Origin of the sequence: Nonomuraea sp. NPDC049725 (assembly GCF_040674795.1) — a bacterium.
GTDB lineage: Bacteria > Actinomycetota > Actinomycetes > Streptosporangiales > Streptosporangiaceae > Nonomuraea > Nonomuraea ceibae.
The window spans coordinates 103,763-116,768 of sequence record NZ_JBFANJ010000006.1 but is presented as its reverse complement, the minus strand read 5'-3'; the positions used below and the strand labels follow the sequence as shown (position 1 = coordinate 116,768).

The window sequence follows — 13,006 nt, the reverse complement described above, 5'->3', positions numbered from 1 at the left end:
GGCGCACGGAGGATCGGGCCATCGATTGCCCTCCTCCCCTGCCCGTACAGTAGCGTGAGCCCCGCCATGAAGCAGTTCCCCGACTCGCCGCACGCGCCAGCGGAGACGCGTGGCTGGCCGCCCATCTCCGTCGTCATGCCGGTCCTCAACGAGGAACGGCACCTACGCGAAGCCGTCCACCAGGTGCTCGCCCAGCACTACCCGGGTGAGATCGAGGTCGTCCTCGCCGTAGGCCCCTCCCACGACCGCACCCAGGAGGTCGCCGACGCCATCGCCGCGTCCGACCGCCGGGTCACCGTCGTGCCCAACCCCACAGGCCGCACCCCCAACGCGCTCAACGCCGCCATCGGAGCCTCGCGCAACGGCATCATCGCCAGAGTCGACGGGCACGCCATGCTGCCCCCCGACTACCTGCGTGTCGCCGTCGAGACGCTGGCCGAGACGGGCGCCGACAACGTCGGCGGCGTCATGGCCGCCGAGGGCGTCAGCCCGTTCGAGCAGGCGGTCGCCTGCGCCATGACCTCCAAGATCGGTGTCGGCGCCGCCGCCTTCCACGTGGGCGGCACGGCGGGTCCCGCCGACACCGTCTACCTGGGAGTCTTCCGGCGCAGCGCGCTCGACCGGGTCGGCGGCTACGACGAGCACTTCCAGCGGGCCCAGGACTGGGAGATGAACCACCGCATCCGCCAGACCGGCGGCCTGGTGTGGTTCCAGCCGCGGATGCGCGTCTCCTACCGGCCCAGGCCCAACGTCAAGGCGCTGGCCAAGCAGTACTTCCACTACGGCCGATGGCGCCGGGTCGTCGCCCGCACCCACGAGGGCACGATCAACCTGCGCTACCTGGCGCCCCCGGCCGCCGTGCTGGCGATGCTGCTCGGGCTCGTCGTCTCGCCGTTCTTCCCGCTCGGGCTCGTCATCCCGGGCGGTTACGCGCTGGCGATCGTGGCCGGGTCGGTGCTGACCGGCAGCGGGCTGCCCGCGGCGGCCAAGCTCAGGCTCCCGATCGTCTACGCGACCATGCACCTGTCGTGGGGCTGGGGTTTCCTCACCAGCCCACGCAAACTGGCCCGCCCGCCCCGCTGACCGCCGCCGCCCGCCCCGCTCAGGGGCGGGCGCCCGACACCAGCGCGTCGAGCAGCGCGCCCTCGTCCTGGGAGCTCACGTAGGCGACCCGGACCCCGGCCCACTCCGCGGCCAGCGACCTGGCCAGCTCGGCGGTGGCCGCGCGCACCGGCGCGTGCAGGGGCCCCGCGCCCGGGGCGGTCCGCAGCACCAGCCGGCCGCCGCTTTCGCGCAGCGCCGGATAGGCGGCCCGCGCCACGTTCCACGGACCCAGGTAGGCGGCGGCCTCGTCGCCGTCGCGCGCCGGCACGCCCAGATGCACGACGGCGTCCACGGCCGCCACGTCCGCCAGCGCCTTGGCGACCGACTCGGGGTCGGCGACCCGTACCTCCTCGCGCGGGAAGGACCGCACCCGCGCGCCGTACTCGGCCGCCAGCGGGAGATCGCCGCCGAAGACCACCACCGAGAGCCCCACCAGGCCGTCGCGGCGGCCCGTCACGGCCGCGGGCGGCGCCGACGGCGTCAGCAGCCGTTCGGCGATGGCCAGGTCGATCGGGTGGGTGACCTTCATGTTCCGCTCGCTGCCCGCCACCAGGAAGATCGGCACGTCCGGCAGGTAGCGCAGCACCACGCCGCAGTCGTCGGTCGCCGGCCGGTCGCCGAAGCCCGGGTCGGCGAACGCCAGCTCGTACGCCTTCCTGATCACCGACAGGCGGAACCCCTGGGGCGTCTGCGCCCGCCGCAGCCGCGAGCGGTCCAGCACGTCGCCGACCACCTCGCCGCCGTCGCCCGGCGCGGCCACGAGGACCGTGTCGGAGCTCGGGATGGCCACCTCCACGGCCTCGCGCGTCTCCAGGGCCCTGACACAGTCGGTGACGATCCGGGGCTCCAGCAGCGGGCGCACGGCGTCGTGCAGGAGCACGTTGCACTCCTGGGTCCCCAGTGCCTGGAGTGCCCGCCAGGTGCTCTCGGTGCGGCTCGCCCCGCCGTCGACGACCTGGGTCACCTTGCCGAACCCGGCGCGCCGCACCAGCTCGTGCACCTGCCCGCCGAACCCGGGCGTCATCAGCACCACGACCTCGTCGACCTCGGCCGACGCGTCGAACACCGCGATCGTGTGCTCCAGGATCGTCCGCCCGGCGAGCTCGATGAGCTGTTTGGGCGTGTCGCGCCCCACCCGCTGTCCGACGCCGCCCGCCAGCACCACCGCGACAGTGCGCAGCCGAGAATTCATACTTCGAGGGTAACGGTCCTGTTCCGTGATATCACGTTGCGCGATCGCTACGCTGAGTCCACGCACTCCCTCTGAGAACGGGAGGACCTGCGCTTTGCCCGACTCACTGACCCGAGTGAGCACCACCACCTCCGTGGTGCTGCTCGCCACGACACCGGCGTGCAGGCTCTCCTGCGACGGCGGCACCCTGCTCGACCGGCTGCACGACCAGCTCGCCACGCTTCCCGTGCGCGAGGTCCAGGTCGTCACCGCCGGCGGCGGGCTCGGCGCCGACCTGCGAGGCGTGGCGAAGATCGCCCGCGTCTCGTCCGGCGCCCTCGCCGTCGTGCCCGCCGACCTCGTCGCCCACACCGAGTCGCTGGCCCTGCTGCTGGAGCATCCCGCGCGCGACACCCGCGCGCTCGTCTCCCACGGCGCGGCCGGCGGCCCCATGCGGCCTCCCGTACGGATGGAGGGCGGCCGCATCGTGGCCGCCGGCAGCTCCTTCCACACGGTCCCCGAGGCCAACGCCACGTTCGCCGGCGTGCTCCAGGCGGGCGAGGCCGACCTGGCCACGCTCGCCGACCTGGCCGAGGAGCTGGCCGAGCTGGCCGACGCCGGCCGGCTCGGCCCCGTCACCCCGGTGGAGGCCGTCGACCTGCTGCTCGTCGGCCTCGTCCGGTCGGGCGTCGCCGTGCGCGCGGCCACGCTCGGCGAGCTGCACTGCGACCGCGTCACCGGCCAGGGCTCCGCCGACGCCGCCGTCCAGCGGCTGGCCGAGGTGGACGAGGCCAAGGTCAGGCTCGACACCTCGGTCAAGGGCGACGACGGCTTCTTCACCACGTTCTTCGTCTCGTCGTGGACCCGCCACCTGATCAAGCCGGCCGCCGCCGCCAAGCTCACCCCCAACGCCGTCACCGGCATCTCGGTCGGCCTGGCGGTGCTGGCGGCGATCTGGTTCTCGGCGGGCTCGCCGGGCGGGCGGCTGGCCGGGGCGGTGCTGGTCTACCTGTCGTTCGCGCTCGACTGCCTCGACGGGCAACTGGCCCGCTACACGCGCGGCTTCACGCCGCTCGGCGCGTGGGCCGACGGGATGGCCGACCGGCTCAAGGAGTACGTCGTCTACGTCGGCTTGGCCTTCGGCTACGTCGCCGCCCAGCCGTTCCCGAGCGGCAATCCCGGCGGGATCTGGTTCCTCGCCGTGGGGGCGATGATCCTGCAGTCGGTACGGCACGCCATCCACTACTCCTACGCCGGGGCGGTGGCCGACGCCCGCCGGGTCGGCGCGCTGTGGGCCAGACCGGTGCGCTCGCTGCTGGAGCCCGCCGACGCGGGCCGCAGGCGTGAGCCCCGGCAGGGCGTGCTCAAGATGGCCAAGCGGATGGAACGCGAGAGCGTCGTCCACTGGCTCCGGAAGATGATCGTGCTGCCGATCGGCGAGCGGATGGCGCTCATCGCCGTCACCGCGGCGCTGTTCGACGCCCGGGTGACGTTCGTGGCGCTGATCGGCTGGGGGAGCGTCGCGGCGCTCTACCAGCTGGCGGGCCGGATGGTGAGGTCGGCGGAATGATCGCGGTGCACATGACCCCGGTGCCGGGCAGCAAGGTCGTCACCTACCGGGACGACGGGCCTCTCTCGCGCGGTATGGGCCTGCTCGTGGCCGGGCAGCTCCCTCCGCTGCCGCCGCTGATCGCCGGGGCGTTCGTCACCGGCGTGCTGCTGCTCATCGGCGTGGCGGCCTCCGACGGGCTCGCGGTGTTCGCGCCCGCCGTGACGCTGCTGCTGGCCGGGCCGGGCAGCTCCCACCCGCACGACGGCAGGCTCGACTGGCTCGCGCCGCCCATCCTGCGGGCCATCGAATACTCCTTCATCGCCGCCTGCGGGTTCTCCCACGGGGTGCCGCCGGTGCTGATCTTCCTGCTGCTCGGTGCCATCGCCTTCCACCACTACGACCTGGTCTACCGGCTGCGGCAGCACGTCTACCCGCCGCCGTGGCTGTCGAGCCTGGGGCTGGGCTGGGAGGGCCGCACGCTGCTGATCGGGCTGGCCGCGCTGGCCGGGTGGGTGCCCGCCGGGTTCGCGCTGCTCGCGCTCTATCTGTGGGGGGCGTTCGGGTGGGAGAGTCTCACGTGCTGGCTCGCCGCACCGCGATCCGGGGTGGAAGCCGCGGATGCGGGAACGCAAGACTAACGGCGGATTACCCGCACAGGGCCTAAAGCCAACTAACCTTTGGGCCTAGTAGTCATGCTCGACTGAGGAGTGCACGTTGCTGGGAATGGTGCTGGCCGCTGGAGCCGGACGTCGCCTGCGGCCGTACACCGACACGCTGCCGAAGGCGCTCGTGCCGGTCGACGGTGAGACCACGATCATGGACATCTCGCTGCGCAACCTCGCCGAGGTGGGGCTGCGCGAGGTCGTGGTCGTCATCGGTTACGCCGCGCAGGCCGTCCACGATCGCAAGCGTGAGCTGGAGGAGCGCCACGGCGTCGAGCTCACCCTCGTGCACAACGACAAGGCCGAGGAGTGGAACAACGCCTACTCCCTGTGGTGCGCCCGCGATTACTTCAAGCAGGGCGCGCTGCTGGTCAACGGCGACACCGTGCACCCCGTCTCGGTGGAGAAGACGCTGCTGGCCGCGCCGGAGACCAGCGAGATCCTGCTGGCCGTCGACGACGTCAAGAAGCTCGCCGACGAGGAGATGAAGGTGACGCTCTCCCCGGAGGGCTCGCTGCGCCGCATCACCAAGCTGATGGACCCGTCCGACGCCTACGGCGAGTACATCGGCGCCACCCTGATCCGCCCGGGCGCCGCCGCCAAGCTGGCCGACGCGCTCCAGGCCACCTTCGAGCGCGACCCGCAGCTCTACTACGAGGACGGCTACCAGGAGATGGTCGAGCGGGGCGAGCAGATCCACGTCGCCCCGATCGGCGAGGTCGACTGGGTCGAGGTGGACAACCACGACGACCTGGCCAAGGCCCGCACCATAGCCACCCGCTACTGAGGGGGCCGGATGCCGCTTCTCGCGAGGATGCTGCCCGCGCCGCTGACCATGGACGTCCGGCGCGGTGCGGTGGCGCAGCTCGGCGCGCTGCTCGCCGACAGCCGGGTGGCCACCTCCGGCCGGGTCGCGGTCGCCGTCGGCCCCGGCCAGGGCGACCACATCGAAAGCCTGATAGCGCCGACGCTGGACGAGGCCGAGGTGTTCCGCGTCTCCGACGGGAGCGTCGACGCCGCCGTCTCGCTCGGCGCCGACCTGCGCAAGGGCGCCTACGAGGTGGTCGTGGGCGTCGGCGGCGGCAAGACCATCGACACGACGAAGTACGCCGCCTCGCTGGCCGGCATCCCGATGGTCGCCGTCGCCACCAACCTGTCCCACGACGGCATCTGCTCGCCGACTGCGTCGCTGCTGTACGAGGGCGGCAAGGGCACGTTCGGCGTGCCGATGCCGCTGGCGATCCTGGTCGACCTGGACTTCGTGCACAGCGCGCCGAAGTCGCTGGTGCGGGCGGGCGTGGGCGACGTGGTGAGCAACCTGTCGGCGATCGAGGACTGGCAGCTCGGCAACGTCGAGCGGGGCGAGCCGCTCGACGGGCTGGCCTGCTCGATGGCGCGCACGGCCGCCGAGGCGCTGATCGGGCGGACGGACTCCATCGAGTCGGACGCGTTCCTGACCGTTCTGGCCGAATCGCTGATTCTGTCGGGCATGTCGATGGTGGTCGCGGGCTCATCTCGGCCCGCGAGCGGTGGAGACCATGAAATCATGCATGCCGTGGACCAGCTCTTCCCCGGCACCTCCAACCACGGCGAGCTCGCCGGGATCGGCACGGCCTTCTGCTATTTCCTGCGGGAGGACGAGGCGCGGCTCCGGCAGGTCACCGAGTGCCTGCGCCGGCACGAGCTGCCGGTCTCGCCCGGCGACATCGGGCTGACCAACGAGCAGTTCGTGCAGGCCGTGGTGCTGGCCCCGGCCACCCGCCCCGGCCGTTACACGATCCTGGAGCACCTGCGCCTGCCCGAGTCCGAGATTCGCGATCGAGTGGAGGACTATGTCCGGGCCTTCGGTAGCTGAGCTGCGGCGGGTCGCTCAGCCCGCGGGCCATCTGGAGCGCCGCAACGGCGAGCACTGGGCCGGCGTGCTCTACATGCGACGGCTGTCGATCTACGCCACCTGGGCGCTGAGCAAGACGCCGGTCACGCCCAACCAGCTCACCTGGGTGATGACGGTGGCCGGGGTCGTGGCGGGCGTGGTGCTGGCCCTGCCCGGGCTGTGGGCGGCCGTGTTCGCCGCCCTGCTCGTGCAGGTCTATCTGCTGCTCGACTGCTCCGACGGCGAGCTGGCCCGCTGGACCGGCAAGACCTCGCTGGCGGGCGTCTACCTCGACCGGGTGGGCGCCTACTTCACCGAGGCCGCGCTGCTGGCGGGGCTGGGCTGGCGGGCGTCGCAGGTGCTGCCCGACTGGTACACGGTGATGGGGTTCGCGGCCGCGCTGGGCGCGATCCTCATCAAGGCCGAGACCGATCTGGTGGAGGTGGCGCGGGCCAAGGGCGGGCTGCCGGCGGCGAGCGACGCCTCCGGCACGCAGTTCCGCTCGGGGCTGCTGGGGCTGGGCCGCAGGGTGCTGGCGGCCACGAAGTTCCACCGGATCGTGCAGCCGATCGAGCTGTCGCTGCTCGCGCTGGCCACCGCGGTGGTCGACGCGGTGACCGGCGACCTGACCGCCACCCGGGTGCTCGTCGTGGCCTGTGTGGTGGCCGCCGCGCTCCAGACCGTGCTGCATCTGATCAGCATCATGGCGTCGAGGCGGCTGGCGTGATCACATCCCGGAACCGGCAAGGCTCCCCGTCCGTCGTATTGATCGGACGTCCGCGGTTCGGTGGGGGTTCACTACCGGTTCCGATACGCTTAGCTCCACCAATATCAGGAAATAGGCAGACCAGCAGACTCGGTGATCATGAAAGAATGCTCCGCTCGTGCTCTCAACGCGTCAGGACGATGATTCGTTGAAGATCTCGTGCGTCATCCTCACCATGGGCAACCGGGTCGCGGAGCTGAACCGGGCGGTCGAGTCCGCGCTCAACCAGGTCGACGGCGACGTCGAGGTGGTGATCGTGGGCAACGGCGCCGACGTGCCCGAGGTGTCGGCGACGCCACCCGTTGGCTCGTCCGCGACCGTGAAAACGATCCGGCTCGACCAGAACACCGGCATCCCGGCAGGCCGTAACCGCGGCGTCGAGGAGTGCTCCGGCGACGTGGTGCTGTTCCTCGACGACGACGGCTGGTACGCCAGCCAGAAAGTCGTGGCGCACGTGCGCGACCGCTTCGCCACCGAGCCCGACCTGGCCGTGATCTCCTTCCGGGTGATGGACCCGGACGGTGGCATCGGCCAGCGCCGGCACGTCCCCAGGCTGCGGGCCGGCGACCCCGAGCGGTCCTCGCCGGTCACCACGTTCCTGGGCGGCGCCTCGGCGATCAGGCGCTCGGCCTTCCTCCAGGTGGGCGGGCTGCCCGAGCGCTTCTTCTACGCGCACGAGGAGACCGACCTGGCCTGGCGGCTGCTCGGCGAGGGCTACCGGATCGAGTACGACGCCGACACGGTCATGTATCACCCGCAGGTGCCGCCGACGCGCCACGCCGACTTCTACCGGCTCAACGCGCGCAACCGGGTGTGGCTGGCCCGGCGCAACCTGCCGTGGCCGCTGGCGGTCCTCTACCTGCTCGACTGGATCGTGCTGACGCTGATCCGCGAGCGGCGCTCGACGGTCGCGCTCAAAGCGTGGTTCACCGGCTTCTTCGAGGGGCTGCGCACCTCGGCGGGCGAGCGCCGGCCGATGGCCTGGCGCACCGCCTGGCGCATGGTCAAGCTCGGCCGTCCGCCGATCGTCTGACGCCCAGGCCCGCCCACGGGTCTGACGCCCAGCCTGCCGGTCGGCCGTGCGGTCACGGCAGGGCTTGGGCGTCGTCCAGGCTGACCGTGGCGTGCGCGGCCGTCGCGGTCAGCAGCGGGCGCCTGGGCAGCCCCAGCTCGCTGAGCTCCTTGGCGATGGGGTGGTTGCCGAGCCGGATGAGCGCCCCGCCCGGCCTGACCCGCACGCCCCGCGCCCGGAACCGCCACGGCACCCGCCGGGTGACGCCGTCGCGGTGCGTGAAGGCGTCCAGCGCGAGCCCGGGGCCCGCCACCGGGACCCCCGGCCGCACCAGCAGGTCCAGCACGAGCCTGCCGTCCTTGCGCAGGATGCAGCGCTTGTAGGGGGAGGACAGGCGCAGGTCGATGTCGGCCAGCTCCTTCGGGAAGCCCCACAGCGCCCGCCCGGCCTCCAGCGTGAAGCGCCCGTCGACCGGCAGCCAGTGCACGAACAGCCCCGCCCGCCCGGTGTCGGGCCGCCGGATCACGAACGCCATGCCGAACTCGTGGTAGGCGTCGAGATCCCCGTCGCGGTAGTCGGCGAACAGCAGCACGCACACGGCCTTGCCGGGCAGGACCTCGGCCGCGTCCAGCCCGGAGTACGCGATCACCGCCCGGGCCGCGTCGGCCCGCACGGCGTAGGCGGCGGCGCACACCGCCACGTCGCGGATCCGGACAGGCATGCCCACCGTCCGGCCCTGGATCAGATGCGATGCCATGCTCCCCAGTCAATCAACAGCCGGCTGTCGGCACCATTCGGCGTACGCGTTTCTAGACGGCGGGGGAGGGCTTCTCGCCGGAGGCGGCGGCCAGCGGGCGGGAGCGCACGGCCACGCCCGCCCAGCCCTCCATCCGGGCCACGAACGCGGCGGCGTGGTCGGGCCAGTGGTGGCGGGCCAGCGCCCGCGCGTGCCCGGCCGCGCCGAGGGCCAGCCGCCGCACCGGGTCCTCCTTGAGGTCGAGGACGGCGTCCAGGACGGCCTCCACGTCCAGCGGTACGACGAAGCCGCACCCGGTCTCCTCGACCGGCCCGGCCCCCGGCGAGGTCGTGATGACGGGCAGCCCGCGGCCCATGTAGTCGAGGATCTTCGTCGGCGTCACGCCGGGCCCGGCGGACAGGGACAGGCCCGCCAGGGCGCCCTCGGCCATCCGCAGCGCGTGGCGGTTGGGCACGTACCCGAACCAGTCGAGCAGGCCGACCCGCTGCGCGTCACGCAGCAGCGGCCGCACGCCCGGGGCGGCGGCGCCGATCAGGTCCATCCGGATGCCGTGCGGGACGAGCCGCTCGGCCAGCGCGACGAGCTCGCTGACACCCCGGTCCGCCGAGAGCAGGCCGAGGTGCACCACCCTGGTGTCGCCGGGAGGGGGAGGGCTGGGCGACACCAGGGTGGCTTCGGGCACCACGGCGGAGGTGACGACGTGGTGCCGGCGGCCGGCCCGCGCGAGCCGCGCGCCGGAGACCTCCTCGCGCACGTCCCAGACGACGGGCGGGCGGCGGTACGGCAACGCGCGCAGCAGCCGCTGCTCGTGGACGATCAGCAGGTCCGCGCCCCTGACGCCGCGCCTGAGCGCGGCGCGCGCCCGGCCGTAGGCGGCGTGGCGTGCCACGTCGAGCGCGGTGAGCCCGGCGGCCGGCGTCACGTTGTAGTACGTGAACGGCGCGACGTAGGTCACCTCGTGGCCCGCGTCGAGCAGCGCCCGGATCTGCCGGTGCATGATCCGGGCGTCCTCGGGATGGTGGACGGTCGTGGCAACGCATACCCGCATGCGTCGATGCTCAATGCCTACCAGGGCATTGGCGTAAATGCGGGTGAAACGGTCGCTTAACTCCTGGACCTGGATGGGCGGCGGTAGAGCCAGGTGAGGCGCGGCTCCAGCACCCACTTGAAGACCGTTCGGGTCTCCGGCAGGCAGAGCACGATCGCCAGCGCGAAGCAGCTGAAGCTGATCGCCAGCACGCCCAGCGGCCCGTGCAGCCACGGGAACTCCAGCCAGCCCATCTCCTTGGCGATGAGCACCGGGATGCCGTGGAGCAGGTAGCAGTAGAGGGTGCGGGTGCCGAGGTCGGTGAACCAGGTCTCGCGGCGCGGCACCAGCGCCAGCACCGCCAGGCACAGCGCCAGCGCGCACAGCAGCAGCCCGGTGCGCACCCCCAGGCCCATGTACCAGGACAGGTCCATCTTCTCGTAGCTGTTCTTGTAGTAGAACGGCGCGAGCGGCGCCTTCGGCGCGATGTAGATGGCCACGGCGGCGGCAGCGGCGATCACGAACCCGGACAGGATCTTGATCCAGCGGCGGTTGAGCAGCTCGAAGTGCTCCGGCTGCATGACGAGCCCGATGACGAAGAACGGCATCAGGCCGAAGAACCGGTCCATGCTGAAGTCGCCCGAGATCTCCGAGAACCCGGCGAACAGGTAGATGGCGATCGCCACCGGCACGGGATACTTCATCCGCTTCCACACCGGTGTGGACAGCCGCCAGAACAGCAGCGCCAGCAGGTACCAGTTGAGCCAGGCCGGATCGATGATCGTCAGGCTCCACTTCTGGCCCAGTGCGAAGCGCAGCGCGGCATAGCCGACCTCGACGATCACGTACGGCACCAGGAAGGTGTCGACGAGCTTGTTCGTCTTCGCGTTGGAGTTCCAGAAGTTTCTGGACAGGTAGCCGCTGATGACCACGAACAGCGGCATGTGGAAGGTGTAGATGAAGATGTACGCGGCGCGGGCCGAGTCGGCGCTGAGCGTCGGCACCAGGGAGTGGCCGATGGGCACCAGCGCGATCAGGATGAACTTGACGTTGTCCAGATAGGGATCGCGCTTGCGCTTGGGCTGCTCCTCGGGAGCGGGCTCCTCGGCGACCTCCCGGAGACTCTGCGGCGGCTCGCCGCGAGGGTCGGTCCGCTCACTCCAGAAGGCCTCCTCCGGCAGCGGCCATCGGGCGCCTGTGTTGGCGGGCCCGTCGTTCGCGGCCGTGACCGGGGGAGAGTGCTTGGTGTCAGACACAGGGGAGTCGCTCAGCTTCGCTCGGGGCCGGGGAACACGACAGACGACACGCGTGACGCGCCTTCACGGCGCGGGCGAGCCCAGTCGCCGACCCGAACCACGATATCCCGGTCCGGACGGTCCTGTCCTCCGGCGGGCCGGGTACACAGGCAACTTGGAGGGTCACACACAGACGTTCTTCTGCTCCGATGCCTTGATCGTGGAGTTCTCCACGCTCTCGGAAAGCTTGGTCACCTTGACCGCCTTGAAGTCGGCTCCCACGATCAGCTGGACGACCGGGGCCCGCTTGGCCGTGGGCGTCGCCGCGCCGGTGGTCTGGGTCCCGGTGTAGGGCTCGGTGGTGGTCGCCCTGACCTTGCCCGCCTTGGCCTGGGGCGCGGGCGTGAGCTCGTCCGCGAGCGCGTCGGCGTAGTCGGCTCCGGTGGCCGCCGTCTTCGGGTAGTGCACCTCGGTCCTGGCCAGGCTCTGGCCGTCGGGCGACTGGTAGTTGCCGAGCTGGACGACCTTGAAGCCCTGCTTGGTGAGCTGGTCGGCGACCTCGCGGGCCTTGCCCGGCGTGGTGGTGCCGTTGAGCACCTGGACCTGCACCTGCTCGGGCTTGAGCGCGAGCTTGGGCTTGGCGCTGACCGTCGGCTTGGGCCCGGCCTCCTCGATCTGCGTGTCGTTGATGATCGACTGGAACAGCTCGTTGGCGTCGGGCTGCTTCCACACCACGCGGTTCTCGTCCTCGGGGTCGGGGATCCACGGGATCGTGGTGAACTTGACGTCCTTGGCGGTCAGCTCCCTGGCGCTCATCGCGATGTCGATGAGCTTCTGCGGGTTGTTGGCCAGCTCGGGGTCCATCGTGACCGACTTGGCCGCCGCCGTGACGAACGAGGTGAGCTTGCCCGGGTCGGTGAGCAGGTCACCGCTCGTGGCCTTGGCGACGACCTTGCTGAGGAAGATCTGCTGGCGCTTGATGCGCTGGATGTCGCTGTTGTCGCCGTACTTGCGCAGCCGTACGTAACCCAGCGCTTGCTCGCCCATGAGCAGGCTCTTGCCGGGCGGCAGCTTCAGCTTGGAGTCCTTGTCGTCGACGCCGGACTTGAGGCAGATCTCGATGCCGCCCAGCGCGTCGACGATGTTCTTGAACCCGCTGAAGTCGACCTCGACGAAGTGGTTGATGCGGATGCCGGTGAGAGTCTCCAGCGTGGCGATCGTGCAGGCGATGCCGCCGGAGTTGTAAGCGGAGTTGATCATCGCCCGCTGGGGCGGCATCTCCTGCTTGGTCGTCTCGTTCTTGCACTTGGGGATCGTCACCATCGAGTCGCGCGGGAAGCTGATCAACCGCGCGGCGTCCCGGTTGGGGGAGATGTGCATGACGATGATGGTGTCGGTGCGCTTGCCGCCGGCGTCGGCGGTGCGGGCCAGCTCCTGGCCGTATTGGGCGTTGCCCTCGCCGGCGCGGGTGTCGGAGCCGACGAGCAGGACGTTCAGCGCGCCGGTGTCGCGGGGGCGCTCGGTGAGGATGTCGTCCTTGACGGCCTTCTGGTTGATGCTGCCGAAGGCGTCGCGGTAGACGGTGTAGCCGGTCAGGGAGCCGGCCACCATGACCGTGGTGGCGGCGATGCTCACCCAGGCGAGCATCCGCATCTTGTTGCCGCCGTTGCCGCGCCCCCTGCCCCGGTGGCCGCGCGGCGGATCCTCGGGCGGCGGCGGTGGGGCCGTCGCGGCCTGCCTGCGGGCCATGCGGCTTCCGGGCTGCGTCGAGGCGACCCTGCGGTCCTGCACGGACGCGCTCCTGTAGTCACTCATGCGCCCCCTAGCCTCGTCCTGGCTTGGTCGTA

General features: G+C 71.4%; 12 protein-coding genes. 7 read left to right on the top strand and 5 right to left on the bottom strand.

Translation table 11 applies throughout. From position 1 onward, the window contains the following. Positions 1 to 66: 66 nt before the first annotated feature. Entirely contained in the window at positions 67 to 1,083 is a 1,017-nt protein-coding gene (locus tag AB0J53_RS17520) for a glycosyltransferase family 2 protein (RefSeq protein ID WP_364173117.1), read from the top strand. Positions 1,084 to 1,102: 19 nt separating this feature from the next. Here the strand turns inward: AB0J53_RS17520 and AB0J53_RS17515 are convergent, their stop codons facing one another. Continuing rightward, entirely contained in the window at positions 1,103 to 2,296 is a 1,194-nt protein-coding gene (locus AB0J53_RS17515; protein ID WP_364173115.1) for a 2-C-methyl-D-erythritol 4-phosphate cytidylyltransferase, read from the bottom strand. A gap of 115 nt (positions 2,297 to 2,411) precedes the next feature. Between AB0J53_RS17515 and AB0J53_RS17510 the strand changes: the two genes are divergently transcribed. The 6 genes from AB0J53_RS17510 to AB0J53_RS17485 all read left to right on the top strand — a co-directional run bounded on the left by AB0J53_RS17510 (position 2,412) and on the right by AB0J53_RS17485 (position 8,161). Then, positions 2,412 to 3,845, top strand: a complete 1,434-nt coding sequence (locus AB0J53_RS17510) for a CDP-alcohol phosphatidyltransferase family protein (protein ID WP_364173114.1) — start codon at positions 2,412 to 2,414, stop codon at positions 3,843 to 3,845. Then, positions 3,842 to 4,465 carry a DUF5941 domain-containing protein gene (locus AB0J53_RS17505; RefSeq protein ID WP_219499712.1) on the top strand — a complete coding sequence of 208 codons (624 nt, stop codon included), beginning with the start codon at positions 3,842 to 3,844 and terminating at the stop codon, positions 4,463 to 4,465. Before AB0J53_RS17510 ends, AB0J53_RS17505 begins: the two co-directional genes overlap by 4 nt. A 76-nt stretch (positions 4,466 to 4,541) precedes the next feature. Then, the gene (locus AB0J53_RS17500; RefSeq protein WP_219499710.1) at positions 4,542 to 5,276 is read left to right on the top strand and encodes a phosphocholine cytidylyltransferase family protein; all 735 of its coding nucleotides are present in this window, start codon (positions 4,542 to 4,544) and stop codon (positions 5,274 to 5,276) included. Positions 5,277 to 5,303: 27 nt separating this feature from the next. Continuing rightward, positions 5,304 to 6,344, top strand: a complete 1,041-nt coding sequence (locus AB0J53_RS17495; protein WP_219499958.1) for an iron-containing alcohol dehydrogenase family protein — start codon at positions 5,304 to 5,306, stop codon at positions 6,342 to 6,344. After that, positions 6,322 to 7,089 (top strand): CDP-alcohol phosphatidyltransferase family protein, encoded by a 768-nt coding sequence (locus tag AB0J53_RS17490; RefSeq protein WP_364173111.1) that lies wholly within the window; start codon positions 6,322 to 6,324, stop codon positions 7,087 to 7,089. Before AB0J53_RS17495 ends, AB0J53_RS17490 begins: the two co-directional genes overlap by 23 nt. Before the next feature lie 187 nt (positions 7,090 to 7,276). Further along, positions 7,277 to 8,161 (top strand): glycosyltransferase, encoded by an 885-nt coding sequence (locus AB0J53_RS17485; RefSeq protein ID WP_219499706.1) that lies wholly within the window; start codon positions 7,277 to 7,279, stop codon positions 8,159 to 8,161. 52 nt (positions 8,162 to 8,213) lie between these two features. Here AB0J53_RS17485 and AB0J53_RS17480 read toward each other — a convergent pair whose 3' ends face one another. From AB0J53_RS17480 to AB0J53_RS17465, 4 genes are all read right to left on the bottom strand, one after another. Continuing rightward, on the bottom strand, positions 8,214 to 8,897 hold the full coding sequence (locus tag AB0J53_RS17480) for an acetoacetate decarboxylase family protein (protein ID WP_364173109.1): 684 nt from the start codon (positions 8,895 to 8,897) through the stop codon (positions 8,214 to 8,216). Positions 8,898 to 8,949: 52 nt separating this feature from the next. Further along, positions 8,950 to 9,945, bottom strand: a complete 996-nt coding sequence (locus AB0J53_RS17475; RefSeq protein ID WP_364173106.1) for a glycosyltransferase — start codon at positions 9,943 to 9,945, stop codon at positions 8,950 to 8,952. A 56-nt stretch (positions 9,946 to 10,001) separates the two neighbouring features. Beyond that, positions 10,002 to 11,180: an acyltransferase family protein gene (locus AB0J53_RS17470; RefSeq protein WP_219499693.1), complete on the bottom strand. Its 1,179-nt coding sequence runs from the start codon at positions 11,178 to 11,180 to the stop codon at positions 10,002 to 10,004. A 162-nt stretch (positions 11,181 to 11,342) separates the two neighbouring features. Next, entirely contained in the window at positions 11,343 to 12,974 is a 1,632-nt protein-coding gene (locus tag AB0J53_RS17465) for an LCP family protein (protein WP_364173103.1), read from the bottom strand. Positions 12,975 to 13,006 lie beyond the last annotated feature (32 nt).